This window comes from Nocardioides sp. NPDC058538, assembly GCF_042719275.1.
In the GTDB taxonomy this organism is placed as follows: Bacteria; Actinomycetota; Actinomycetes; order Propionibacteriales; family Nocardioidaceae; genus Nocardioides.
Genome location: NZ_JBHXNY010000014.1, coordinates 47,032 through 70,705, shown reverse-complemented (window position 1 = coordinate 70,705; position 23,674 = coordinate 47,032). Strand labels below are relative to the sequence as shown.

The following is a 23,674-nucleotide window of genomic DNA, read 5'->3' as shown; positions in this document are numbered from 1 at the left end:
GCTCGCGTCGGCCGAGATGGCACCAGCGTGCCCACTCGAGCGACGTACGTGACGTCTCGGCCGACCGGGGTGACGCCTCGGCGAGGGCGCTGACGTCACGTGATGTCAGATTGGGGTTGTGGTGACGTCATTGTGATGTCATAGTGGTGCGTATGGACATCACGCCGTACATCGACAGCCTGCGACGGGACCTGCTGGCCGCGGCCGAGGCATCGGGGCCGGAGGCACGGGAGACCGCGGAGCGGCTCACCTACGCACTCGACCCGGCCGCTCGGCTGGCGGTGATGGAGGCGGTCAGCCAGGCGGCCGCGGAGATCACGGCGGAGCTGCCGGCGGGCAACGTGGACGTACGTCTGCGAGGGCGCGACCTGGAGTTCGGGGTCACGCTTCCCCAGCTCGCCGAGCCGGTTCCCCCGACGCCGCCGACACCGCCCGCTCCCCCAGCCCCTCCCGCCCCGCCGGAGCCGGAGGGCGACGACAACCTCGCGCGGGTGACCCTCCGCATCCCGGAGTCGCTCAAGGCGAAGGCCGAGGAGGCCGCGGCCGACGCCGGCCAATCGCTCAACACCTGGCTCGTCGGCGCGGTGCGCGCGGCGACCCGAGACAACGCGGTCAACGTCGACGTCGACCTCTCCGCGATCCCACACATCGTCAGCGAGGCGATGAGCAGCCTCGATCCGTTCCGCGGCAGCAACCGCGGCAGGTCCGACCGCCGGATGACCGGCTGGCTCTGACCTGAGCTCACAGCACGACCACGGACGGCCGCCCGGCCCGTCCGGTAGATCCGCACACCCTGAGGAGCACCATCATGAGCACGTACACCTTCATGTCCACCGCCCCCGCCAAGCTCTTCGTCGAGTTCGGCAAGGGCAATCTCGAGGTCCAGGCGACCGACACCGACGAGACCGTCGTCGAGATCGACGGCGAGGACGCCGAGAGTCTGGTCGTCGAGCAGAGCGGCGACACGATCAACATCATCGACCCGCACAAAGGACCGTTCAACCGCTCGCGGCGATACGACATCAGCGTGACGGTTCCCGCCCGCAGCCAGCTGCGAGCCCGCACCGGGACTGCCGACATCGCTACGCAGGGCGTCCTGCGGGCAGCCTGGCTCCAGACCGGGTCGGGCGACATTCGGATCGATCGGGTCAGCGAGGAGTTCCAGGTCGAGTCCGGCTCGGGGGACGTCGAGGCGGACACCCTCGACGGGCGCGCCTCGATCAAGTCCGGATCCGGCGACATCCGGATCGGTACGGTCCACGACCTGCACACCAAGACCGGCTCCGGCACCGTGGAGATCGACGAGGTCGAGGGCGACGTGAACCACTCGACCGGCGCGGGCGACTTCGCGGTCCGCTCGGTCAGCGCCGGCCGGATCTCGGTGAAGGGAGCCTCCTCCGACGTACGCATCGGGATCCCGAACGGCACCCCGGTGTGGACCGACGTCAACACGGTGACCGGCCGGTGCACCAGCACTGTCGAGAGCGCTGGCGCACCGGCCGCGGGCGAGCCCTACGTCGAGCTCCGCACCACCACCGTGAGTGGTGACATCACCCTCATCGGGCTCTGAGCCCGGGAGGGCGGGCTACTTCTCCTTGGTGGGATGAGGCGCGTCCGGCACGACCGGCCGGAGCACACCCCAGGCGATGAAGGCGGCCCCGACGACGAGCAGGACGATGCCCGCCCAGAGGTTGGCGTTGGGCCCGCCGGTCTTGTCGACCTCGGGGTCGCCGAACAGGCCCATCAGGAGCAGGATGACGCCGTAGACCGCGAGCAGGGACCCGATCACGTTGCGGATGTCGAAGAGCGACAGCAGCGTGCCGAGGAAACCCTTGTTGGTCTTGGCTGTGTTCGATTCGCTGGACATCTCAGTCTCCTCAGAAGATCGCGTTCAGGATGGTGACCATGACCAGCGCGAGACCCGCGAGGGGCACCGGACGCTGCCACCACGGGCGACCGGCGTCCTCGGGGTCCACCAGGTCCTCCCTCGGGGTCTCGGAGTAGACCAGGCCCTTCAGAGAGCCTTCCGGCTTCGGCGCGGTCACCAGCGAGACGAGCACGCTGACGATGATGTCGACGCCGAAGGCCACACCGGCAGCCACGAACGACGCACCCTGGCCCGAGAGCGGCAGGACGCCGACGGAGAGCCCGCCAAGCGTGCCGTCGGCGAGGATGCCGACGCCCACCGCGGCCAAGGTGCCGGAGACGAGACCGGCCCAACCGGCGGTCGCGGTCATCCGCTTCCAGAACATACCCAGGATGAACGTCGCGAACAGCGGCGCGTTGAAGAACCCGAACAGCGTCTGCAGGTAGTCCATGATGTTGGAGAAGCTGGACGCCAGGACAGCGGTGAAGATCGCGATGGCCGTCGCCGCGACGGTCGCCCAGCGGCCGAGCTTCACATAGAAGTCGTCGGGGCGGTCCTTGATGATGTACTCCTGGATGATGTCGAAGGACACCACCGTGTTGAACGCGGAGACGTTGGCCGCCATACCGGCCATGAACGCTGCCAGCAGACCGGTGATCGCCAGGCCGAGCAGACCGTTGGGCAGCACCTCCGCCATCAGATAGAGCAGCGAGTCGTTGTAGGTCACGCCCTCACCCGAGGCACCGCCGGCGACCGACTCCCCCGCCTTCGTCTGGGCGATCTCGGTGACCAGGACCGCCGCGATCATGCCGGGGAGGATGGTGATGAACGGGATGAACATCTTCGGGTACGCACCGATGATCGGTGTCTTGCGAGCTGCGCTGATCGAGTCGGCGGCCATCGCTCGCTGGACCTCGACGAAGTTGGTCGTCCAGTAGCCGAAGGAGAGCACGAAGCCGAGACCGAACACGATGCCGACGACCGAGAGGAAGTCGGAGGAGAAGCCGGTCAGGGCGGTGCCGGGCCAGGAGTTGAGCTGGTCGGCGGCCGGCGCGATGGTGTCGGGGTTGGCGGCCGCGGCCTTCTCGATCTGCGAGGTCAGGCCGTCCCAGCCACCCACCCGGTGAAGGCCCAGGATCGTCAGGGGCAGCAGCCCGGCGACGATCACGAAGAACTGCAGCACCTCGTTGTAGATCGCGGCCTTCAGACCACCGAGGGTGATGTAGGACAGCACGATCACCGCGGCGACGATCAGGGCCACCCACAGCGGCCAGCCGAGCAGGGCGTGCACGATGGAGCCGAGCAGGTAGAGGTTGATGCCGGCGATGAGCAGCTGCGCCACCGCGAACGAGAGCGCGTTGACCAGGTGGGCGCCGGTGCCGAAACGGCGCTTCATGAACTCGGGGACCGAGCGCACCTTCGAGCCGTAGTAGAAGGGCATCATCACGACGCCCAGGAACAGCATGGCCGGGATGGCACCGATCCAGAAGTAGTGGACGGTGGGGAGCCCGACCTGCGCCCCCGTTGCCGACATCCCCATGATCTCGACAGCGCCGAGGTTTGCTGAGATGAAGGCGAGACCGGTGACCCACGCGGGCAGGGACCTACCCGAGAGGAAGAAGTCGACCGAGCTCGACATGCCGCGGCTGGCCAGGAAGCCGATGCCGAGAACGAACGCGAAGTAGATCGCGATGAGGAGATAGTCGACCGCGTTGGCCTGGATCAGGGTGTCCGCGGCCAGGATGCTTGCTTGCATTCCGAGACCCTTCTATTTGATTGGGCGCACCAAACTTAACCACGCGTACGCCTCGAGAATGCGCTGGGTCACCCCTTCATCGACACGCCTTCTCGCCAGTAGCCCATGAAGGCGACCTGCTTGCGCGGCATCTCGAGCTCGTTGACCAGATGACGGCGCAGCGCGGTGACCATCCGGGACTCCCCGGCGATCCAGGCGTAGCGCCCGTCCTCACCGTTCTCAGCACCGTTCCCTGCACCGTCCCCAGCGCCGCTCTCCGGGCCGGCGACCTCCTCGCCCGAGGACGAGTAGTCCGGGGTCTCCCACAGGTCCGGGTCCTCGACCTCGACCGAGGTCACGTCCTCGGGCGTCGCCTCGAAGCCGAGCAGCCCACCCACGGCGGCCAGGGCCGGGCCGCCCACGGGCGCGCCCTCGCGCGGCAGCCAGCTGACCTGCAGCCCCTCAGGCGCAGAAATCTTCTGTACGTCATCAGCTACCGGCACCTCCAGGAAGGCCGATCCGGTGGCGTCCGCCGGCAGCGACTCGAGGATCGAGACGATCGCCGGGACGGCGGTCTCGTCCCCGACCAGCAGCAGCCGGGTCGCGTCACCAGGAAGCCACTCGATCCCGCCGTAGGGCTCCCCGAGCTTGGGTCCGGCGACCAGGATCTCGTCGCCCGGCTCGGCCGCGCCCGCCCAGTCGGAGCCGGGACCGTGAGCGCCGGGGTGGAGCACGAAGTCGACGTACAGACGCTTCTCACTGTGCTCCCCTGAGCCGGCTTCTCCCTCGACCGAGCGGATCGTGTAGGTGCGCATCCGCGGGCGCTCCTCCTCGGGGAGGGCGAGCCATTCGGTGTACCAGTCCTCGGCGGTGAGCGCGGGCAGCACGCCCGGGGTGGCCGGGAAGAGGAGCTTGATGCGCTGGTCGAGGGTCGGGCCGTCGTTGCCGAAGTCGGCCAGGTCGTCGCCGGCCAGCTCGATCCGGGCGAAGGACGGGGAGAGGCGCTCGACGGAGCGCACCGAGACGCGGGCGAGGATGGGCATGTCAGGCTCCTTGTGCGTGGGGGTGAGCGGCCGGTCGGTGGTGACGTCCGATGGGGACGACCATCGGCGTGCCCGAGACGGGGTCGACGATGACCTGGGACTCCAGACCGAAGACCTGCTCGACGCGGTCGGCGGTGACCACCTCGGCGGGCGTGCCGGTGGCGGCGATCTTTCCGCCGCTCATCGCGATCAGGTGGTCGGCGTAGCGGGCGGCCAGGTTGAGGTCGTGGAGCACCATCACGACGGTGGTGCCACGAGTCTCGCGAAGACCGTGGAGGAGGTCGAGGAGGTCGATCTGGTGGGCGACGTCGAGGAACGTGGTCGGCTCGTCGAGGAGCAGCAGATCTGTCTGCTGGGCGAGCGCCATCGCTACCCAGACCCGCTGCCGCTGGCCACCGGAGAGCTCGTCGACGATCCGGTCGGCGAGGTCGAGCGTGTTGGTCAGCTCGAGCGCCTCGGCGACCGCCGCGTCGTCCTCGGGCGACCAGCGCTGCAGCGCGCCCCGGTGGGGCTGGCGACCGCGGCCGACCAGGTCGACGACGGTGATCCCCTCGGGTGCGATCGGCGACTGCGGCATCAGGCCGAGCGTCTTGGCCACCGCGCGGGTGGGCTGCTTGTGCACTGCTTTGCCGTCCAGGACCACCTGCCCGGAGATGGGCCGGAGCAGCCGCGCCATCCCACGCAGCAGGGTCGACTTCCCACAGCCGTTGGCACCGACGATCACGGTGGTCAGGCCATCGGGGATCTCCAGCGAGACCTCGTCGACGATGGGATCAGCGCCGTAGCCGAGGCTCACACTCTCCGCAGCGAGTCTCATCTGGGCCTCTTTCATGTCATCGCCTTCCAGCTCGTCCAGCCCGCCCGCTGGCGAGCAACCACAACAGGAACGGCGCCCCGAACGCACCTGTGACGACACCGACCGGGAGGTTGGTGCCGGGGAATCCGTAGGCCGCGACGTAGTCGGCCCCGACCATCACGACGGCGCCGACCAGCGCCGCACCGAGGATCGTCGTACGCCCACCGTTGAGGACCCGGGCGATCGGCCCGGCGACGAAGGCGACGAACGCGACCGGACCGGTCGCGGCGACCGCCAGCGCACACAGCAGCACGGCGAGGAGGAGCAGCAGGTCGGCGTAGCGGTGGGTGACGCCGAGCGCGTTGGCCACGTCCGGACCGAGCTCGAGCACCCGCTGCGACTTCACCGTCCAGGCGACCAGCGGGAGCAGGATCACCAGGGCGACGAGCAGGATCCGGATCGTCGGCCAGGAAGCCGAGTTGAGGCTGCCGGTCATCCAGCGCAGCGCGAGCTGGGCGTCGTACTCGTTGGCGCGGGTGAAGAGGTACTGGATCACGGCGACCAATCCGGCGGCAGCGGTGACGCCGACGAGCACCAGCCGGTAACCACCGTCGCTGCCGGCCACCAGCCGGATCGTGACGGCGGTGAGCACCGCACCGATGATCCCGGCGACCGAGAGCGCCGATCCGTTCAGCGAGAGGACCACGATCGCGAAGACCGCCGACGCGCTCGCCCCGAGCGAGATACCGAGCATGTCGGGGCTGGCCAGCGGGTTGCGCAACGTCGACTGGAAGATCGCGCCGGCGGCGCCGAAAGCGACTCCCGCCAGCACGCCCAGGACCGCCCGCGGCAGCTTCGACTCCATCAGGATGAAGGTCGCGCCGGGGATCTCCTCCCCACCGAGGATCCGGAAGAAGTCCGGCAGCGTGATGATGTAGTCGCCGGCGAGCACCCGGAGCGCGAACAGCCCGAACAGGGCCGAGCCCAGGCCACCGGCCACCAGGACGAACCGCCGCTGCGGGATGCGCCGGGCGCTGCGTACGACTGCGGTGGGGTTGATCGACGTAACGGTCATAGTCCAGCCATCCGTCCGCGGCGCAGGAAGAAGACGAAGACGGGTACGCCGACGACGGCTGTCATCACACCGACCTGGATCTCCGAGGGCGGCCAGATGACCCGGCCGACCACGTCCGCCAGGAGGGTGAGGGCGGCGCCGAAGCCCGCCGAGAGGGGGAGCACGCGGGTGTAGGCCGAGCCGACCATGACCCGGACCATGTGGGGGACGATCAGGCCGACGAAGCCGATCGGCCCGCACAGCGCGGTGGCGGTGCCGGTGAGGAGCACGACGCCGAGGCCGATGACGGCGCGGTCGATGCCGGTGCGCCGTCCGAGCCCGCGCGCGAGGTCGTCGCCGAGGGCGAGCGTGTCGAGGGTGCGGGCGCCACCCAGGGTCAGCAGCGCACCGACGGCGAGGAAGGGCAGCCCGGTCAGGACGATGTCCCAGCCGCGGCCGCCGATGGTGCCGACCTGCCACAGCCGGATCACGTCGAAGGTGGCCTTGTCGGTGAGCAGGACGGCGGTGGTCCACGAGGTGACCCCGGCGGCCACGGCGGCTCCCGCAAGGACCAGCTTGGCCGGGGTCGCGCCACCGGTGCCGAAGGAGGCGACGGTGTGCACGAGCACCGCGGCGACCGCGGCGCCGGCGAAGCCGAACCAGAGGTAGGCGTTGAGCGAGCCGATGCCGAAGACCGAGACCGCCAGCACCATCGCGAACGTGGCACCGGAGTTGAGCCCGAGGAGCCCCGGGTCGGCCAGCGGGTTGCGGGTCAGACCCTGCAGACAGGCGCCGGAGAGCGCCAGCGCGGCGCCGACCATCAGCCCGATGACCGTACGCGGCATCCGGGTCTCCAGGATCCCCTGACCGACGCTGCCCTCACGCCACAGATCCAGCGGGGAGACGAGCTTCGCGCCGATCAGCATCGAGGCGACGACGGCGATCAGGAGGACACCGGCGAGCAGGATCACGACCCGCAGCATCGACGACCGACCCCGGCCGCGCGGGTCCGCGGCCGGGGCTCGGTTGAGCGTCGTCGTGAGGGTCACTGACCCTCGAGAGCCTTGACGATGCCCGGGACGAACTCATCGATGGCGTAGGGCACCGACAGCGGCGTCGGGGTGCCCGCGGCGAGCGAGGCGACGTTGTCGGTCGAGGCCCACATGTGGCCGGCCTTGATCGCGGGGATCTGGCCGATCAGCTTGTCCTTGGCGTACGTCTCGGCGTCCGCGTCCTCCACCGCATAGGTGAACAGGAAGTCGGACTCCAGCTCGCTGGCCTTCTCTGCGGAGACCTGGGCGAAGAACTCGCCCTTCTTGGTGTTCTCCTCGACGACCGGCGCGTTCTTCATGCCCAGGTCGGAGAGGAAGTCCGAGCGGGCGTCCTCGGTCGTGTAGAACGGGATCTGGGAGAGGTCGGCGGTCGACAGCGCTGCCCAGACGAAGGTCTTGCCCTGGATCTCCGGGGTGTCCTTCTTGACGTCCTCGTAGAGCTTCTGGGTGTCGGCCTCGACCTCGTCGGCCAGCTCGTTGCGACCGGTGGCCTTGGCGACCATGTCGAGGGAGTCCTCCCACGCGGTCGCCCAGGGCTGGTCCGGGTAGGCGACGACCGGCGCGATCTCGGAGAGCTTCTTGTACTCCTCCTCGGTGATACCCGAGTAGGTCGCCAGGATCAGGTCGGGGGTCTGCTTGGCGACCTCGTCGACCGGGATGGCGTCGGTCTGGTCGAGGATCGCCGGCATGTCGGCGTCGAGCTCCTCGAGCTTCTCGTCGAACCAAGGCGTGGTGCCGTCCTCGTCGCCGCCCCAGGTGACCTTGGGGATGCTGACGGGCACGACGCCCAGCGAGAGGAGCATGTCGGCGTCGTTGACCCCGACGACGGAGATGCGCTTCGGCTCCTCCTCGATCTTGGTCTCGCCGAAGGCGTGCTCGATGGTCACCGGGAAGGCACCCGAGTCGGCTTTCGAGGTGGACTCCTGGCCGGAGTCGGCGGAGTCGGTGGAGCCCGTGCTGCAGGCAGCCAGGCCGGAGACAGCAAGCGCGGTGCTCACTGCGATGAGTACGGGACGACGGATCACGTGGGGAACCACCTCGGGTTAGGCAATGCTTAGTTAGGACAGCCTAAACACATTCCCGTTTCCACGAGGTATCGGCCCCCAGAGTTTGGGACGACGCAGCGGGCGGTCAGGGCCTGACGAACGCCACCCGCTCAGCCTCGACCCGATCCCGGATCACGCAGTCGAGCGAGTGGTCGTTGACGATCCCCATCGACTGCATGAACGCGTACATCGTCGTCGGCCCGACGAACTTCCAGCCTCTCTTCTTGAGGTCCTTGGAGAGGCTGATCGAGGCGGCGGAGGTGGCCACCACCTCCGGGACCTCGAGCGGCTCGGGCTCGAACCCCCAGACGTACGCAGCCAGCGACCCGCGCTCCTCGATGAGCTCGACCGCGCGGCGGGCGTTGTTGATCGCCGCGTCGATCTTGCCGCGGTGGCGGATGATCCTCGCGTCCTGCAGGAGCCGTTCGACGTCACCCTCGTCGAACTCGGCCACCAAGTGGTAGTCGAAGCCGGCGAAGACCTCCCGGAAAGCCGGCCGCTTGTTCAGGATCGTGCGCCAGGACAGCCCGCTCTGGAACCCCTCCAGGCAGATCTTCTCGAAGAGCCGTACGTCACCGCCGGCCGGAAATCCCCACTCGGTGTCGTGGTAGCCGAGGAACTCCGGCGCCCCTCCGGCCCACGCGCAACGCGTCTGGCCGTCGGGGGCCAGGAATGGTGCTTCACTCATCCACCCGACCCTAGCTGCGACCACCGACAAGCGCCTTTCAGAGGAGGTGACGGACGGAGGCGAAATGAGCGCGCATCTCCTCGTCGGTCCCGGAACCGTAGATCTGGAGCACCTCGGCCAGGCCGGGGGCGACATCGCGCAGGGCGTCGACCGCCTGCTGGAGCTCGCGGCCGGAGGCCACCGCGCGTAGTACGCCGCGCACCGCCGCACCGCCCTCGACGGCCGCGGCACGGGAGCCGGTGGTCAGCTCCGAGGAGAGCTCACGGATCTCGTCGAGCCGCTCGTTGATCTGGGAGGTGGTGAGGCCACCCGCTTCGGCGCCGAGGTCGATCAGCGCGTGCAGACGTGCCAGCGCGATCGGGTTGGCGATCTTGACCCGCTGCCCGGTCATCAGGTGCGACAGCATCGCCGGGCTCAGGCCGAGCACCGTGGCGGTCCTCGCCTGGGTGAGACCGAGCGGAGCGGTCGCGCGCCGCACCAGCTCACCGAGCGGCTCTCCGTACAGCTCGCGCTGCTGCCGGATGTTCTCCTCGACGCCCATGCCCGGCAATCTACACAAGTAGACAAGAAGTTTGCAAACGTACTTGCGGCGTATACGTTAGTGAATCTAGGGTGCTGCCCATGCGAACAGGACGTGTCATCGCCACCGGCCTCGCCGGGGTCCTCGCCCTAGCCGTGGCCGGCACCGGCGCCGCCCCCGCTGCCGCCGCCGAGGAGCAGACCCAGGGGGCGTACGGCCGGATGATCCTGGTGCTCGACTCCTCCGGCTCGATGAAGGAGCCGGCCGGCGGAGGCAGCACCAAGATCCAGGCGGCCAAACAGGCGCTCGGCACAGTGATCGACGACCTGCCCGAGAGCGCCGACGTGGGCATGCGGGTGTTCGGCGCGAAGGTGTTCGGACGCAAGCAGAAGGGCGCCTGCGAGGACACCCAGCTGGTCGTCGAGCCCGGCACCGGCAACCGCGACGACCTGAGGTCGGCGGTGAGCGGCTACAAACCCTATGGCGAGACCCCGATCCCGGTTGCCCTCGAGCGCGCCGCCGAGGACATCGGTGCCGAGGGCAAGCGGTCGATCGTCCTCGTCTCCGACGGCGAGTCGACCTGTGGCGACCCCTGTCCGGCAGCGCAGGCGATCGCCGAGCAGGGCATCGACCTGCAGATCGACGTCGTCGGCCTCTCCGTCGAGGGTTTGGCCCGCAGGCAGCTGGAGTGCATCGCCGAGAAGGGCAACGGCACCTACTACGACGCCGACGACGCCGAGGGCATCGGCGAGTCGATCTCGGGCGCCTCGCAGCGGGCGTTGCGGCCGTTCGAGTTCACCGGCACACCGGTGAAGGGCACCCCGGACGTCGCCGACGCACCCGTCGTGAAGACGGGACAGTACCTGGACACGATCCAGACCACCGGCGAGCGCTACTACCGCTTCGAGCGCACCGCGCCGGGCACCACCGTGCACTTCGGCCTGATCTTCGAGGGCGAGTCCGAGGATCTGGTCAGCAACCTGAACGCGCAGATCAGCGTCGAGGGCGAGAACGGCGACCTCACCTCGTGCCGGCGGGCGGTCGTGCAGAGTACGACGCACGGCGACGGCAGCCGGCTCATCTTCGGCTCGACCCACAGCGCGGACACCGACCCAGAGGCACCGTGCAACACCGCCGACGAGCTGTTCTTCGACACCAAGTCAGGCGGCAAGGACACCGGTGCGATCGCCGGGAAGCCGGTCCAGCTGATGGTCTACGAAGAGCCACCGGTGAGCGCGGCCGCGCTCGACGCCCTGCCTCCTCAGACCGAGGAGCCGACCTGGACGGACCTGTCGCCGGTCGAGCCGACCAGCGACATCGTCCCGGGCAGCGCGATCGCCAACGCGCCGATCCTCGAGGACGGCACGTACTCCTTCGACATCAATCCCGGTGAGAACCAGGTCATCGGCGTCCCTGTCGGCTGGGGCCAGCACCTACAGGCCCAGTTCGATGCCGGGATGACCGACGCGCTCCGCCGCGAGTGGGGACTCGGAGCGGGCGTGGAGCTCGACGTCATCGGGCCCCTCGGCGGCGAGGCCACGGTCGACCTCGGCAGCAAGTCGCCGGAGAGCTGGTGCACCACGGGACTGCTCCAGAACTGCCCGGACGCCTGGCGCACCGGCACCCTCTCCAACGTCATCGCCTACCGCAACCGATTCGACTACGCCGACGCGGAGGCCTCGACCGGCCTGCCGGGTGTCCACTACGTACGGGTGCAGTACCAGCTCGACGAGAACATCAACGTGCCCTACACCCTCACCATCGAGACCGTCGGCGAGGACGGCGCCGGCGAGCCCGACTACGAGAAGGTCTCCGGCCTCACGCCGCCGACCGCCGACCTCAACCTGAACTCAGCCGACGGCGCCGAGCTCCCGGACGGCTCGGGTGGCTCCGGCAAGAACGAGGCGAGCAACGGGACCGGCACCGACGACGCCGAGGCGTCCGAGGACACCATCAAGCTGGTCGCCGGCATCGGCGGGGCCGGGCTCGGGATCGCCGCGCTCGTTGCGGCGGCGGTGCTGCTGATCCGGAGGCGGCGCGCCTAGCTCAGCAGGAACGCACTGCCCGCCAGCAGCAGGACTCCGGCGAGCGCCAGCACGACGATCGGCCACACCGGCCGGTCGTCGTGCTGTTTCGTACGCCGGATCGCGGTCTTCTCCCGGGTGTCCCGAGGCGTCGACGGAGGCGGCGGAGGGGGCGGAGGCGACGTGCGCCCGGCGGCGTACTGGTCCAAGACTTCGATCTCGCCGGGCTCCCACGGCCGCGCGGGCGCGGCTTGGGCAAGCAGCTGCCGGAACTCCCCCGCGGACTGCGGCCGGGCGGCGCGATCCTCGCCGACCGCGCGCAGCAGCAGCCGCCCCAGCGGAGTCGGTGGCACGTACGCAGCATCGTGCGGCGGCCTCGTCCCGGTGAGCAGGTGCAGACCGGTGACCGCGGTGGCGTAGAGGTCGTCACGGGGGTCGGGGTCGAAGCCCTGGTCGGGGGCCATGTAGCCCGGCGTACCGATCATCACGTTCGCCTCGGTGAGCCGCGGCTGGTCGGCGGGCACGGCCACCCCGAAGTCGGAGAGCCGCACGTGCGGGACGCCCGCGCCGGTCACCTCCAGCAGCAGGTTGCCGGGCTTCACGTCGCGGTGCACCACACCGGCGGCGTGCACCGCCTCGAGACCCGCCAGCGTCTGGTCGAGGACCGCGACGACCCACTGCTCGGAGAGCGCGCCGTAGTCGCCCAGCAGCATCGCGACCGAGCCACCGCGCAGCAGCGGCATCGTGAACAGCACGTTGTCGTCCTCGCCGGCCCAGCCGAGCGGGGTCACGACGTGCGGGTGGTGGATCCGGGTGGCCTGCTCGCGGATGAACCGGAGCAAGGAGGCGGCATCGCGCTGACGCAGCAGCTTGGCGGCCTTGATGTCGCCCTCGCGACGGTCCTGGACCTGCCAGACCGCGCCCATCCCTCCCTCCGCGATGGGCTCCAGCAGCTCGTAGCGCCCCGCGAAGACCTCTCCCACCGGCCGCTCAGATCTTGGTGCGGTGGAAGCTCTGGAAGCTGCGCGAGGCGGTCGGGCCACGCTGGCCCTGGTAGCGGCTCCCGTACTTCTCGCTGCCGTAGGGGTTCTGAGCCGGCGAGGTGAGCCTGAAGAAGCAGTACTGACCGATCTTCATCCCCGGGTAGAGCTTGATCGGCAGGGTTGCGACGTTGGCCAGCTCGAGCGTCACATGGCCGGAGAAGCCCGGGTCGACGAAGCCGGCGGTGGCGTGAGTGAGCAGCCCGAGACGCCCCAGCGAACTCTTGCCTTCCACGCGCGCCGCGATGTCGTCGGGCAGGCTGACGGTCTCGTACGTCGACCCGAGCACGAACTCGCCCGGGTGCAGGATGAACGGCTCGTCACCCTCGGTCTCGATCTGCCGGGTGAGCTCGGACTGGTCCACGGCCGGGTCGATCGTGGCGTACTTGTGGTTGTCGAAGACCCGGAAGAACCGGTCCAGACGTACGTCGACGGACGACGGCTGCAGCATCGACTCGTCCCAGGGGTCGATGACGATCCTTCCGTCGTGGATCTCGGTCAGGATGTCCTTGTCGCTGAGCAGCACGGGGCAAATCTAGTCCAAATCCGGTTGAATCAGAGCCATGGCACTGGATGCGCTGATCCCCGGCGGCTATCGCCGGTACGTCGCGCTCGGCGACTCCTTCACCGAAGGCGTCGGCGACACCGACGCACGTCGCCCGAACGGCGTACGCGGCTGGGCCGATCGGGTCGCCGAGGTGATGGCCGAGCGGACCCCCGAGTTCAGCTACGCCAACCTCGCCGTCCGCGGCCGCGGGATCGACCGGATCGTCAAGGAGCAGGTCGCAGCGGCGATCGCGCTCGAGCCGGACGTGGTGACGATCTACGGCGGATCGGTCGACCTGATGTGGCCGCACGTCGACATCGACGCCCTGCTCGTGACCTACGAGTCGGCGATCGGCGAGCTCGTCGAGACCGGCGCGAAGGTGGTGGTCTTCACCGCCTATGGCGCGCGAGCGTCCACCGTCGGGCGACTCCTCCGCGGACGCTTCGCGGTCTACAACGAGGCCGTGCGCGAGATCGCGCAGCGGCGCGGGGCCACGCTGGTCGACTTCTGGCGGATGAGCGAGTACGACGACGCGGGCTACTGGGACGGCCACGGCTTCCTGGGAGCCCCGGGCCACCAGCTGATGGCGATCAAGGTCCTCGACACCCTCGGCGTACGCCACCACCTGCCCACCCCGAAACCGCTGGTCGTCATCGAGGAAGCGAGCGTGGGTGGCCCGATCCGCGAGGTCCGGCGACTCGCTGCTCGAGCACTCCCCTGGGCCGTACGCCGCATGCTCCGCGGCCCCGCCGGCGACGGGCTGTCGGCCCGCTATCCCCAGATGACACGACTTTCCTGAACCGGTTTCACACCTGGCTGGGTGTGTGGGGTAACATCCTGGTCGCACCTGCGGACGTAGCTCAGTTGGTAGAGCGCAACCTTCCCAAGGTTGATGTCGCGAGTTCGAATCTCGTCGTCCGCTCCAATGATTCCGGCCGTGCCTTTCGGCACGGCCAGTTTCAGTTCACTTGCACGATCCAAGTGACGCAGCACACGATCGCGGGTGTTTGCTACTTGCGTCCATTAAGATTGGGTTTCTGTTTTCCAATCATTGTGTGAACGACACGTAAAGGATCACTCGACATGCCCGCGGGCTCGAGCAGCCGATTCACCGACGGACGAGTCCCCGACCACGGCATCGGAGATCTCTTCACCTACGAGGCACGCCTGCAGGCGCGACTCGACGTCGAGGCGGCCCTCGCCGGCGCCGAAGCGGCCGTGAAGGTGATCCCCGCCGAGGCCGGCGAGGCGATCGCCGAGGCCGCCGATCTGGACAAGCTCGACCTGGACCGGATCGAGAAGGCCACCGCCGAGCACAGCCACCCGCTGACCCCGCTGGTCGAGGAGCTCTGCCGGGTCGTCGGCGCGAAGCACGGCGGCTGGGTCCACTGGGGCGCCACCACGCAGAACATCACCCAGACCGCGGACCTGATCCTGCTGCGCCAGGCACACGACAAGATCCTCGATCTGCTCGGCGACCTGCTGCGCTCGCTGTCGAAGGTCGCCGAGGCCGGCGCCGAGGTGCCGATGCCGGGGCGCACACACTCCCAGCACGCGGTCCCGATCACCTTCGGTTTCAAGGTCGCCATCTGGATCGATGAGATCGCCGCCCACGTCGACCGGCTCCGCTCGGTCGAGGACCGGGTCTTCCGGCTGCTCATGGGCGGCGCCGCCGGCACCATGGCCTCCTTCGGCTCCCACGCCCGCGCCATCGAGACCGAGACGGCCTCCCGGCTCGACATGGGCTCGATGCCGGTCCCCTCGCGCGCGATCAACGACGGCATGGTCGAGTGGGTCTCGATCCTGGGGATGCTCGGTGGCACCGCCGGCAAGATCGGCAAGGACGTCTACTCGATGATGCAGCCCGAGTTCGGGGAGGCCTTCGAGCCGATCCCCGAGGGCACCATCGGCTCCTCGACGATGCCCCACAAGCGCAACCCGCAGCTGACGTTGGACGTGATCACCGCCGCCACCCAGCTGCGCGGGCTCGTCGCCCCGGCGATGGAGTCGATGCTCCACGACCACGAGGCCAACGGCGCGATGACCGGCATCCTCGAGGACGCGGTCGCGCAGGCCTCGCGGCTCGCCGGCGATGTCCTGGCCCGGCTCGTGGTCATCTTCACCGGGCTGACCTTCGACGAAGACCGGATGCGCGCCAACCTGGCCCTCTCCGGCGGGCTGATCGGCTCCGAGTCGCTGATGCTCGAGCTCGGCGAGCGCATCGGCCGCCAGGTCGCCCACGACGTCGTCTTCGAGCTCGCCCAGCGCTCCGCGGTCGACGACATCGACTTCGCCTCGCTCCTCGCCGATTCGCCCGAGGTCTCGGAGCACTTCACCCGCAGCGAGATCGCCGACCTGCTCGACCCGTGCCGCCACCTCGGCGAGTCCGCCAACATCGCCCGCGCCATGGCCGAGCACGCCCGCCGGGTGGCCGACGGCATCCAGATCCCCGCCGTCTGATCCGGCGTCGCGCGGACGTCGATAGGCTGCGTACGTGGCTTTCGAAGGTTTCCCCGTTGCAGCGCTCGACTTCTACGACGACCTCGAGGTCGACAACACCAAGTCGTTCTGGGAAGCCCACAAGCACATCTACAAGGAGTCGGTGCACGCGCCGATGAAGGCGCTCACCGACGAGCTCGCCGAGGAGTTCGGCAGCGCCAAGATCTTCCGGCCCTACCGCGACGTACGTTTCTCAAAGGACAAGCTCCCCTACAAGACCCACCAGGGAGCCTTCGTGGCGGTGGCGCCGCAGACCGGCTACCACGTCGAGGTCTCGCCCCGCGGCATCCGCACCGGTGGCGGCTGCTACTGGTTCGAGCCGCCCCGCCTGGCCGCCTTCCGCGACGCCATCGTCCACGACCACTACGGCGCTGACCTGGAGAAACGCCTCGCAGTCGCAGAGAAGAAGGGCTACGAGGTCACCGGCGACCGCCTCAAGACCGCCCCGCGCGGCTTCGACAAGGACCACCCCAAGATCGAGCTCCTCCGCCACAAGTCGATCCACCTCGGCCGCACCATCGGCTTCGAGCCGATCATCCACACCCCCGACCTCGTCGGCGAGGTGAAGAAGGACTGGCGAGCCGTGCGTCCCCTGGTCGAGTGGATCGCCGAGCACGCGGTGGCGTGAGCGCGGGCCGGGACCTGGAGCGGAGCACCTTCCCGCTATGGCGGGAATGTGGCAGCTGAACAGCGCTCTCGCGGTCACCGAACCCCACCTTGGTGGGAATGTGCACGAACCGGCGAATTGCCCGCGCGCGAATACGCCATACCCACTACGGTGTGCGCCGTGCGTACCTCTATCCCCCTCGTCGGCGCCGCATCGCTCCTGATCATCCCGGCGATTCTTGTGACCGCCGGCCCCGGCACCGCAGCCTCGACCTGCGGCGGCTCCACGGTCACCATCGACATGAACCGGGGCCAGCAGCCCCAGACCTCCTCCTTCGAGGACGTCATCCTCGGCACGCCGGGCAATGACACCATCCACGCCGACTCCAACGACGTCGTCTGCGGCGGCGAGGGCGACGACAAGATCAGGGCGGCGTACTACGTCTTCGGGCAGGGCGGCAACGATGAGATCTGGTCCCGCCAGGCCGACGGCGGATCGGGCAACGACCGGATCCACGGCACGTCCGGAGGAGACGATCTCCGCGGAGGCTCCGGTTCGGACGTCATCTGGGGGCTCGGCAGCAATGACCGAATCCATGGCCATTACGCCCCAGGCATCTCCTCGGCCAGCGGGACCGACGCCGGGGACACGCTTTACGGTGGCGACGGCAACGACCTCATCGAGGGCCAGGGAGGCAACGACCGCGTCTATGGCGAAGGCGGATCCGACAACGTCTTCGGCTCGGCCGGGAGCGATGCCGTGTCCGGAGGTCTCGGCAACGATTACGTCCACGGCGACAGCGGCGACGACCGACTCTACGGCGGCAGCGGCAGCGATGGCGTCTACAGCGGCAGCGGCGCCGACCAGGCGTACGGCGGGACCGGGCCCGACAGCATCAGCGGCCAGTCGGGCAACGACGGTCTCTACGGTGGCAGCGGGCCGGACTGGATCAAGGGTTACGGCGGCAGCGACTACGTGGTCGGCGGCATCGGACGCGACTCGATCGCGGGTGGTGAAGGGCGCGACCGCATCTTCGGCGGGGACGACCGGGATCAGCTTGTCGGCGGCGCCGACGCCGATGTCGTCAGAGGCCAGTCCGGAAAGGACCGTTGCGCGCCCGAGCCCGGGGCCGGCGCCACGTACTCCTGCGTGACCATCGGCGGTCTGCAGTCGTACCCGCCGGTGGGCACCGCCTATCCGACGATCTGATCAATCCTGCGAGTGGGCGAAAGTGGCAGGTTCTGGACTGGATCGGCTACCGCTTTCGCCCACTCGTACGCTCAGCCCGCCGCGGTAAAGCTCGCCATCGTGCGCTCGGGCTCCCAGAAGGCCTTCATGGACTTGATGCGGCCCTCGTCGTTGACGGTGTAGACCATGATCAGGTCGGTGGTGGTGTAGCTGCCGTCGGGGAAGCTCGTCTTGATGCGGCCGATGTTGGCGCAGGTGTTGCCCTCGGGGTTGGCGAAGGAGTCGTTGATCTCGAACTCGAAGGTGTGGACCGAGGCGATGGCCTTCTCCCAGAAGGCCTTGAGCCCCTCGTGACCGTGGTGGCCCTTGCCCTCGGGGTCGAACATCGACGGCCCGACAGGGTCCTCGAGCACGCAGTCCTCGGCGTAGATCGTCAGCCACTCGTCGAGATCGCCCTTGGCGACGGCGGCATAGGAGCGCTGCCCGGCCGTACGTGCGGGGTGTTCGTCGTCAGGGGCGTTCCAGGTGATGGCGTCGGAGGAGATCATGCGGCAGATCGTACGCCGAAACTGAAACGTGTTCTACCGTCCAGTGCTAGCAAATGTGAGCAAGACCCCTACTCATGAGTAGACCCGGGCTTGCCACCCCTTGAGAGCCAGCCTATTCTTAATGTTACCCGCCAGTAGTGCGTGCCGACCGGCGCTCCCGCAACTGGTAAATCCGACAAAGGTTATGAAGGTGGATCAGTGAGCCACTACAAGAGCAATCTCCGCGACATCGAGTTCAACCTGTTCGAGGTCTTCGGCACCGACAAGGTGCTCGGCACCGGTCCCTTCGCGGACCTGGACGTCGACACCGCGAAGGAGATCCTCGCGGAGGTCGAGCGCCTCTCGCGCGAGGATCTCGCCGAGTCGTTCGTCGAGGCCGACCGCAACCCGCCGGTCTTCGACCCCAAGACGAACACCGCGCCGGTCCCGGCCGCGTTCAAGAAGTCGTACGACGCGTGGATGGAGTCGGGCTTCTGGAGCCTGCACACTCCCGAGGAGATCGGCGGCCAGGTGGCCCCGAACTCGCTCGTGTGGGCGACCGCCGAGATGCTGCTCGGTGCCAACCCGGCGATCTGGATGTACGCCGCCGGCCCGTTCTTCTCGAAGGTCGTCTACGAGAACGGCAACGACCGCGACAAGCAGATCGCCAAGATCATGGTCGAGCGCCTCTGGGGCTCCACGATGGTGCTGACCGAGCCCGACGCAGGCTCCGACGTCGGCGCCGGCAAGACCTTCGCCACGCCCAACGAGGACGGCTCCTGGAACATCACCGGCGTCAAGCGCTTCATCACCAGCGCCGAGTCGGACCTGCAGGAGAACATCATGCACCTCGTCCTCGCCCGCCCGAAGGGCGTCGAGGGCGTCGGCGGCCCGGGCACCAAGGGCCTCTCCCTCTTCCTCGTGCCGAAGTACCACTTCGACCACGAGACCGGTGAGCTCACCGGCGAGCGCAACGGTGCGTACGTCACCAACGTCGAGCACAAGATGGGCATCAAGGTGTCCAACACCTGCGAGCTCACCTTCGGTGACCCGCAGGTCGGCGGCGGCGAGGCCGCCAAGGGCTGGCTGCTCGGCGAGGTTCACGACGGCATCCGCCAGATGTTCGACGTCATCGAGAACGCTCGGATGATGGTCGGCACCAAGGCGATCGCGACCCTCTCGACCGGCTACCTGAACGCTCTCGAGTATGCCAAGACCCGCGTCCAGGGCGCCGACCTCGTCGCTGCCGCGAAGACGGACCCGCGCGTCACGATCACCCACCACCCCGACGTACGCCGCTCGCTGCTGGTGCAGAAGTCGTTCGCCGAGGGCATGCGCGCGCTGGTCTACTACACGACCGCGTGGCAGGAGAAGGTCGTCCTCACCGAGGACGGCTCCGACGAGAACAAGCTGGCCGCTGCGGTCAACGACCTGCTGCTGCCGATCGTCAAGGGCTACGGCTCCGAGCGCGCCTGGGTGCTGCTCGGCACCGAGTCGCTCCAGACCTTCGGTGGGTCGGGCTTCCTCCAGGAGTACCCGATCGAGCAGTACGTCCGCGACGCCAAGATCGACTCGATCTACGAGGGCACCACCGCGATCCAGGGCCAGGACTTCTTCTTCCGCAAGATCGTGAAGAACCAGGGCGCCGCGCTCGGCCAGATCGCCGGCGAGATCCAGGCCTTCCTCGACAACGAGGGCTCCGCCGAGCTCAAGGAGTCGCGTGCTCTGCTCGGGACCGCGCTCGAGGATGTCAACGCGATCGTCGGGCACATGTTCAACGACCTGATGGCCTCCCAGGAGGAGATCACCAACATCTACAAGGTCGCCCAGAACACCTCGCGCCTGCTGCTCGCCGTCGGCGACGTCGTGGTCGCGTGGCTGCTGCTGCGCCAGGCCGAGATCGCCCTCGCCGCCCTCGCGGGTGACCCGGGCAAGGACACGGACTTCTACACCGGCAAGGTCGCCGCCGCGAAGTTCTTCGCCTCCTACAACCTGCCGAAGCTCACCGCTGAGCGGGCGATCGCCGAGGCGATCGACAACTCGATCATGGATCTGCCCGAGTCCGCCTTCTGAGGCTGATCCGCTCGTACGCTACGGCCCGCCCGGTCCTCCGGGCGGGCCGCGGTGCGTCTGGCGGAATGAGTCGGGCACGCTCGGTGGTTGATGAGTCACGTGACCTCTGTGACCGAGACCCGGCTGCTGCGTACGAACTCCGCGCATCACACTCGCGGGTTCTGGTCGGTGGCGTTCCTGTTCGCGGTGACGATGGGCTTCGCGGCCGCGCCGGCGCCGCTCTACGTCTTCTACGTCGAGGAGCAGGGCTGGAGCTCGTTCGTGATCACGGTGGTGTTCGCGACGTACGGCGCGGGGGTGGCGATCTCGCTCTTCCTCGCCGGTCACCTCTCGGACCGGTTCGGGCGGCGGCGGGTGGTGGCGCCGGCGGTGCTGCTCAACGTGCTCTCCGCGCTGATCTTCCTCTCGACCCATGAGCTGGGCTGGCTGCTGCTGGCGCGGCTGCTGTCCGGGCTGGGTGTCGGGATGCTGACCGCGACCGCGACGGCCCATCTCGCCGAGCTGCACCGGCGCAGCCGGCCGGAGGCTCCGGCGACCCGGGCCGAGGTGGTCGCGACCGCGGCCAACATCGGCGGGCTGGGGCTGGGCCCGCTGGTCGCGGGCGCGCTTGCCGAGTGGGCGCCGCGACCGCTCTACACGCCGTACGCGGTCTTCGCGTTCCTCATGGTGCTCGGGCTGCTCGCGGTCGTGGCGGCGCCGGAGACGGTCGACACCGACCAGCCGGGGTGGACCTACCGGCCGCAGCGGGTGCGGGTGCCGGCCGACGCGCGCGGCGCCTACTTCGCCGCGGGGATGGCGAGCTTCGTGGCGTTCGCGATGTTCGGCTTCTTCACCTCGCTGGTGCCGTCGTTCCTCGCCGAGGATCTGGGCATGCGCTCGCACGCCGTCGCGGGCATGGTCGGGTTCTCCATCTTCGGGGCCGCGGCGCTCTTCCAGGTGCTGGCCGGGCGCTGGCCTCGCCATCGGCTGTACGCCACGGGGCTGGTCGCGCTGACCGCCGGACTGCTCCTGGTCGTCGGCGCCCTGCTGTCCGGCACGTTCTGGGTGCTGGTCGTCGGGGCCGTCGTCACCGGGGCCGGGTCGGGGATGTCGTTCAAGGCCGCGGTCGCCACCGTGATCTCGGTGGCGCCGGCGAACAGCCGTGGCGAGGCGCTGGCCGGGCTCTTCCTGATGGCCTATCTCGGGATCACGGTGCCGGTGGTGCTGCTGGGGATCCTGGTGCAGTTCGTCGCGACCGAACCCGCCATGCTCGCCTTCGGCGCGCTCCTGCTGGTGTTGCTCGGGGTCGCGGCTCGCGGGGTGGCGGGGGCGCGGCGTACGGCCTGATCTGCGGCAGGCCGTGATGCGGGGGACGGTATGGGGGCCTGAACCGGCTGGGTAGCGTGGCGCGCCACCCCCAACCTCTGGAGTTCTGCCATGACCATCGGCCTAGGGATCATCCTGCTGGTCCTCGGACTCATCCTGCTCACCAGCGCCGTGGATCTGCCCGACGAGCTCGCCAATGCGATCGCCAGCGAGCCGCTGGGCTGGATCTTCGTGATCGCCGGCGGCCTCGCGATCGTGATCGGCGTGCTGCTGTCGGTGAACCGGTCCCAGCACACCACCGCCGTCGAGCACCGCCAGTACGAGCCCGGCCCCTACGGCGGCGGCCCCCAGGGTGCTTACCCTCCTGGCCCTCCGCCGCAGGGCAACTACCCGCCGGCCGGCCAGCCCGTGCACGGCGCCCCTCACGGTCAGCAGTTCGGCTCCGGGCACCCCGGCGGCCGGGGCTGACCCGGTCAGCGACGGCGCGTCGGGCGTAGCTGGTCGCGGGCGGCGCGGCGTACGGCTTCGCTCAGGTCGTCGAGCGCGATCGAGTCGAGGCGCCAGCGCTGCCAGAAGAGCTGGATGTCGATCGGCTTCGCGCCCGGGAGCGGGACCGTCGCGCCTGACTCGAGGTCGGCCTCGGCCTGGGCGTCGAGGAGCATCCCCCAGCCGAGGCCGCGCCTGATGGCCTCGTGGAAGTCGTGGCTGCTCGGGACTCGGTGGACGACCGGCGGCCGGGTCGCGCCGTGTGCGGCCAGCACCTCGTCCTGGAGATGGTCCTTCTCGTTGAAGACGATCATCGGGATCGCGCCCCAGTCGACGCCTCGGCCCTTGCGGTGGCGCTCGATCAGCACCGGGGCCGCACCGGGGGTGTAGCGGAGCCGGCCGAGCGGCTCGACCGTGCAGCCCTGGACCGGCTTGGGCTCGCTGGTGACGGCCGCCAGAACCTCGCCACGCCGCAGCGCGTCGGCCGAGTAGCCCTGGTCCTCCACGGTGATCCGCAGCGCCGTCCGGTCCCAGGTCGCCACCTCGTCGAGCACCGGACGGAACCAGGTCGCGAGGGTGTCCGCGTTGACCACGACCGAGAGGTTGACGACGGTGTCGTCGCTGCTGTCGCCGGCGCTCAGGCTCGCGGCGGCCTCGTCGAGCAGCAGGCGGAGCTGTCGGCCGTGCCTGATCAGCGGCTCGCCGGCCTCGGTGGGAGTGCAGGGAGTCGTACGCCGCACCAGCACCTGCCCGGCCGCGCGCTCGAGCGCCCGGATCCGCTGGCTGACGGCGCTCGGGGTGATGTGGAGGCGTCTCGCCGCGGCGTCGAAGGTGCCTTCCTCGGCGATCACGACGAGGGTCTCGAGCTGGGTCGGGTCGAGGGCGGGCATATCTTAAGTGTGACTCATCTTCGGTTAGATTCTTTCGCTGGTCTGTAGACGCGTGGCGGCTTAGCGTCGCTGGTGTGATCAACGCCAGCCTCGCCGGGCTCCTCACCGGACTCAGCCTCATCATCGCGATCGGGTCCCAGAACGCGTACGTCCTGCGGCAGGGCATCCTGCGCTCGCACGTGCTCGCCGTGGTGGCGGTGTGTGCGGTCTCCGACCTGGTTCTCATCTGTGCCGGTGTAGCCGGGATGGGGGCTGTCGTCGAGAGCGCCGGGTGGGCGGTGGAGGTGCTGCGCTGGTTCGGGGTCGTGTTCCTCGGTTGGTACGGCATCGGGTCGTTCCGGCGGGCGCTGCGGCCCTCGGGGATGGATGCTGCGGATGCGCCCCGCGAGACGCTCCCCCGCGTGATCGCCAAGGCGGCCGCCTTCACCTGGCTCAACCCGCATGTTTACATCGACACACTTGTGCTCCACGGGTCGATCGCGGCGACGTACGGCTCGGCGCGATGGGGGTTCGCCATCGGCGGCTGCCTGGCCAGCATCATCTGGTTCGCCGGTCTCGGCTACGGCGCTCGGCTCCTCGCGCCGCTGCTCGCCAGCCGACGTGCCTGGCAGGTGCTCGACAGTCTCATCGGGTGCATGATGCTCGCGATCGCCGGCGGGCTCGCACTGGGCGGACTGGGCTGATGGG

Annotated in this window: 24 protein-coding genes and 1 tRNA gene; 12 read left to right on the top strand and 13 right to left on the bottom strand. The window is 69.0% G+C overall.

The window, feature by feature from the left end:
- Positions 1 to 152 precede the first annotated feature (152 nt).
- Entirely contained in the window at positions 153 to 734 is a 582-nt protein-coding gene (locus ACFWQC_RS14780; RefSeq protein WP_378679019.1) for a toxin-antitoxin system HicB family antitoxin, read from the top strand.
- 74 nt (positions 735 to 808) lie between these two features.
- On the top strand, positions 809 to 1,570 hold the full coding sequence (locus tag ACFWQC_RS14775) for a DUF4097 domain-containing protein (RefSeq protein ID WP_378679016.1): 762 nt from the start codon (positions 809 to 811) through the stop codon (positions 1,568 to 1,570).
- Positions 1,571 to 1,585: 15 nt separating this feature from the next.
- On the opposite strand, the gene ACFWQC_RS14770 is transcribed toward ACFWQC_RS14775, so the two are convergent.
- The 9 genes from ACFWQC_RS14770 to ACFWQC_RS14730 all read right to left on the bottom strand — a co-directional run bounded on the left by ACFWQC_RS14770 (position 1,586) and on the right by ACFWQC_RS14730 (position 9,822).
- The gene (locus ACFWQC_RS14770; RefSeq protein WP_355017676.1) at positions 1,586 to 1,867 is read right to left on the bottom strand and encodes a hypothetical protein; all 282 of its coding nucleotides are present in this window, start codon (positions 1,865 to 1,867) and stop codon (positions 1,586 to 1,588) included.
- 10 nt (positions 1,868 to 1,877) lie between these two features.
- Entirely contained in the window at positions 1,878 to 3,608 is a 1,731-nt protein-coding gene (locus ACFWQC_RS14765) for a sodium:solute symporter family protein (protein WP_355017728.1), read from the bottom strand.
- Between the two features lie 83 nt (positions 3,609 to 3,691).
- Positions 3,692 to 4,645 carry a siderophore-interacting protein gene (locus ACFWQC_RS14760; RefSeq protein WP_378679014.1) on the bottom strand — a complete coding sequence of 318 codons (954 nt, stop codon included), beginning with the start codon at positions 4,643 to 4,645 and terminating at the stop codon, positions 3,692 to 3,694.
- Position 4,646: 1 nt separating this feature from the next.
- Entirely contained in the window at positions 4,647 to 5,462 is an 816-nt protein-coding gene (locus ACFWQC_RS14755; RefSeq protein ID WP_378679011.1) for an ABC transporter ATP-binding protein, read from the bottom strand.
- 16 nt (positions 5,463 to 5,478) lie between these two features.
- A complete protein-coding gene (locus tag ACFWQC_RS14750; protein ID WP_378679009.1) occupies positions 5,479 to 6,516 on the bottom strand; it encodes a FecCD family ABC transporter permease in 1,038 nt (345 codons plus the stop codon).
- A complete protein-coding gene (locus ACFWQC_RS14745; protein WP_378679006.1) occupies positions 6,513 to 7,544 on the bottom strand; it encodes a FecCD family ABC transporter permease in 1,032 nt (343 codons plus the stop codon). The genes ACFWQC_RS14750 and ACFWQC_RS14745 overlap by 4 nt, the downstream gene beginning before the upstream one ends.
- The gene (locus tag ACFWQC_RS14740; protein ID WP_378679003.1) at positions 7,541 to 8,572 is read right to left on the bottom strand and encodes an iron-siderophore ABC transporter substrate-binding protein; all 1,032 of its coding nucleotides are present in this window, start codon (positions 8,570 to 8,572) and stop codon (positions 7,541 to 7,543) included. The genes ACFWQC_RS14745 and ACFWQC_RS14740 overlap by 4 nt, the downstream gene beginning before the upstream one ends.
- Positions 8,573 to 8,678: 106 nt before the next feature.
- Positions 8,679 to 9,281, bottom strand: a complete 603-nt coding sequence (locus ACFWQC_RS14735) for a DNA-3-methyladenine glycosylase I (protein WP_378679001.1) — start codon at positions 9,279 to 9,281, stop codon at positions 8,679 to 8,681.
- A gap of 37 nt (positions 9,282 to 9,318) precedes the next feature.
- On the bottom strand, positions 9,319 to 9,822 hold the full coding sequence (locus ACFWQC_RS14730; protein WP_378678999.1) for a DNA-binding protein: 504 nt from the start codon (positions 9,820 to 9,822) through the stop codon (positions 9,319 to 9,321).
- An 80-nt stretch (positions 9,823 to 9,902) separates the two neighbouring features.
- Between ACFWQC_RS14730 and ACFWQC_RS14725 the strand changes: the two genes are divergently transcribed.
- Positions 9,903 to 11,846, top strand: a complete 1,944-nt coding sequence (locus tag ACFWQC_RS14725; protein ID WP_378678997.1) for a VWA domain-containing protein — start codon at positions 9,903 to 9,905, stop codon at positions 11,844 to 11,846.
- Here ACFWQC_RS14725 and ACFWQC_RS14720 read toward each other — a convergent pair.
- Together ACFWQC_RS14720 and dcd are read right to left on the bottom strand one after the other, a co-directional pair.
- Positions 11,843 to 12,808 (bottom strand): serine/threonine-protein kinase, encoded by a 966-nt coding sequence (locus ACFWQC_RS14720; RefSeq protein ID WP_378678995.1) that lies wholly within the window; start codon positions 12,806 to 12,808, stop codon positions 11,843 to 11,845. The two genes, ACFWQC_RS14725 and ACFWQC_RS14720, sit on opposite strands and share 4 nt — an antisense overlap.
- 7 nt (positions 12,809 to 12,815) lie before the next feature.
- The gene (gene dcd / locus ACFWQC_RS14715) at positions 12,816 to 13,391 is read right to left on the bottom strand and encodes a dCTP deaminase (protein ID WP_141794788.1); all 576 of its coding nucleotides are present in this window, start codon (positions 13,389 to 13,391) and stop codon (positions 12,816 to 12,818) included.
- A gap of 37 nt (positions 13,392 to 13,428) precedes the next feature.
- On the opposite strand from dcd, the gene ACFWQC_RS14710 reads away from it, so the two are divergent.
- The 5 genes from ACFWQC_RS14710 (at position 13,429) to ACFWQC_RS14690 (ending at position 17,727) form a co-directional block, all read left to right on the top strand.
- Positions 13,429 to 14,211: an SGNH/GDSL hydrolase family protein gene (locus ACFWQC_RS14710; protein WP_378678991.1), complete on the top strand. Its 783-nt coding sequence runs from the start codon at positions 13,429 to 13,431 to the stop codon at positions 14,209 to 14,211.
- Between the two features lie 50 nt (positions 14,212 to 14,261).
- Positions 14,262 to 14,337, top strand: a tRNA-Gly gene (locus tag ACFWQC_RS14705).
- A gap of 158 nt (positions 14,338 to 14,495) precedes the next feature.
- A complete protein-coding gene (locus tag ACFWQC_RS14700; RefSeq protein ID WP_378678988.1) occupies positions 14,496 to 15,872 on the top strand; it encodes an adenylosuccinate lyase family protein in 1,377 nt (458 codons plus the stop codon).
- 34 nt (positions 15,873 to 15,906) lie between these two features.
- On the top strand, positions 15,907 to 16,539 hold the full coding sequence (locus ACFWQC_RS14695) for a DUF2461 domain-containing protein (RefSeq protein WP_378678986.1): 633 nt from the start codon (positions 15,907 to 15,909) through the stop codon (positions 16,537 to 16,539).
- A 159-nt stretch (positions 16,540 to 16,698) separates the two neighbouring features.
- Positions 16,699 to 17,727 carry a calcium-binding protein gene (locus ACFWQC_RS14690; RefSeq protein WP_378678983.1) on the top strand — a complete coding sequence of 343 codons (1,029 nt, stop codon included), beginning with the start codon at positions 16,699 to 16,701 and terminating at the stop codon, positions 17,725 to 17,727.
- Positions 17,728 to 17,798: 71 nt separating this feature from the next.
- Here ACFWQC_RS14690 and ACFWQC_RS14685 read toward each other — a convergent pair whose 3' ends face one another.
- Positions 17,799 to 18,254, bottom strand: a complete 456-nt coding sequence (locus ACFWQC_RS14685) for a nuclear transport factor 2 family protein (protein WP_378678980.1) — start codon at positions 18,252 to 18,254, stop codon at positions 17,799 to 17,801.
- Positions 18,255 to 18,452: 198 nt separating this feature from the next.
- Here ACFWQC_RS14685 and ACFWQC_RS14680 point away from each other — a divergent pair, with 198 nt between their 5' ends.
- From ACFWQC_RS14680 to ACFWQC_RS14670, 3 genes are all read left to right on the top strand, one after another.
- A complete protein-coding gene (locus ACFWQC_RS14680) occupies positions 18,453 to 20,306 on the top strand; it encodes an acyl-CoA dehydrogenase (protein WP_378678977.1) in 1,854 nt (617 codons plus the stop codon).
- A 99-nt stretch (positions 20,307 to 20,405) separates the two neighbouring features.
- Complete coding sequence (locus ACFWQC_RS14675) at positions 20,406 to 21,632, top strand: MFS transporter (RefSeq protein WP_378678974.1); 1,227 nt, start codon at positions 20,406 to 20,408, stop codon at positions 21,630 to 21,632.
- A 90-nt stretch (positions 21,633 to 21,722) separates the two neighbouring features.
- On the top strand, positions 21,723 to 22,079 hold the full coding sequence (locus ACFWQC_RS14670; protein WP_378678971.1) for a hypothetical protein: 357 nt from the start codon (positions 21,723 to 21,725) through the stop codon (positions 22,077 to 22,079).
- A gap of 5 nt (positions 22,080 to 22,084) precedes the next feature.
- Here the strand turns inward: ACFWQC_RS14670 and ACFWQC_RS14665 are convergent, their stop codons facing one another.
- A complete protein-coding gene (locus tag ACFWQC_RS14665; protein ID WP_378678968.1) occupies positions 22,085 to 22,987 on the bottom strand; it encodes a LysR family transcriptional regulator ArgP in 903 nt (300 codons plus the stop codon).
- 74 nt (positions 22,988 to 23,061) lie between these two features.
- On the opposite strand from ACFWQC_RS14665, the gene ACFWQC_RS14660 reads away from it, so the two are divergent.
- Complete coding sequence (locus tag ACFWQC_RS14660; RefSeq protein WP_378678965.1) at positions 23,062 to 23,670, top strand: LysE/ArgO family amino acid transporter; 609 nt, start codon at positions 23,062 to 23,064, stop codon at positions 23,668 to 23,670.
- The last annotated feature ends 4 nt before the right edge of the window (positions 23,671 to 23,674 follow it).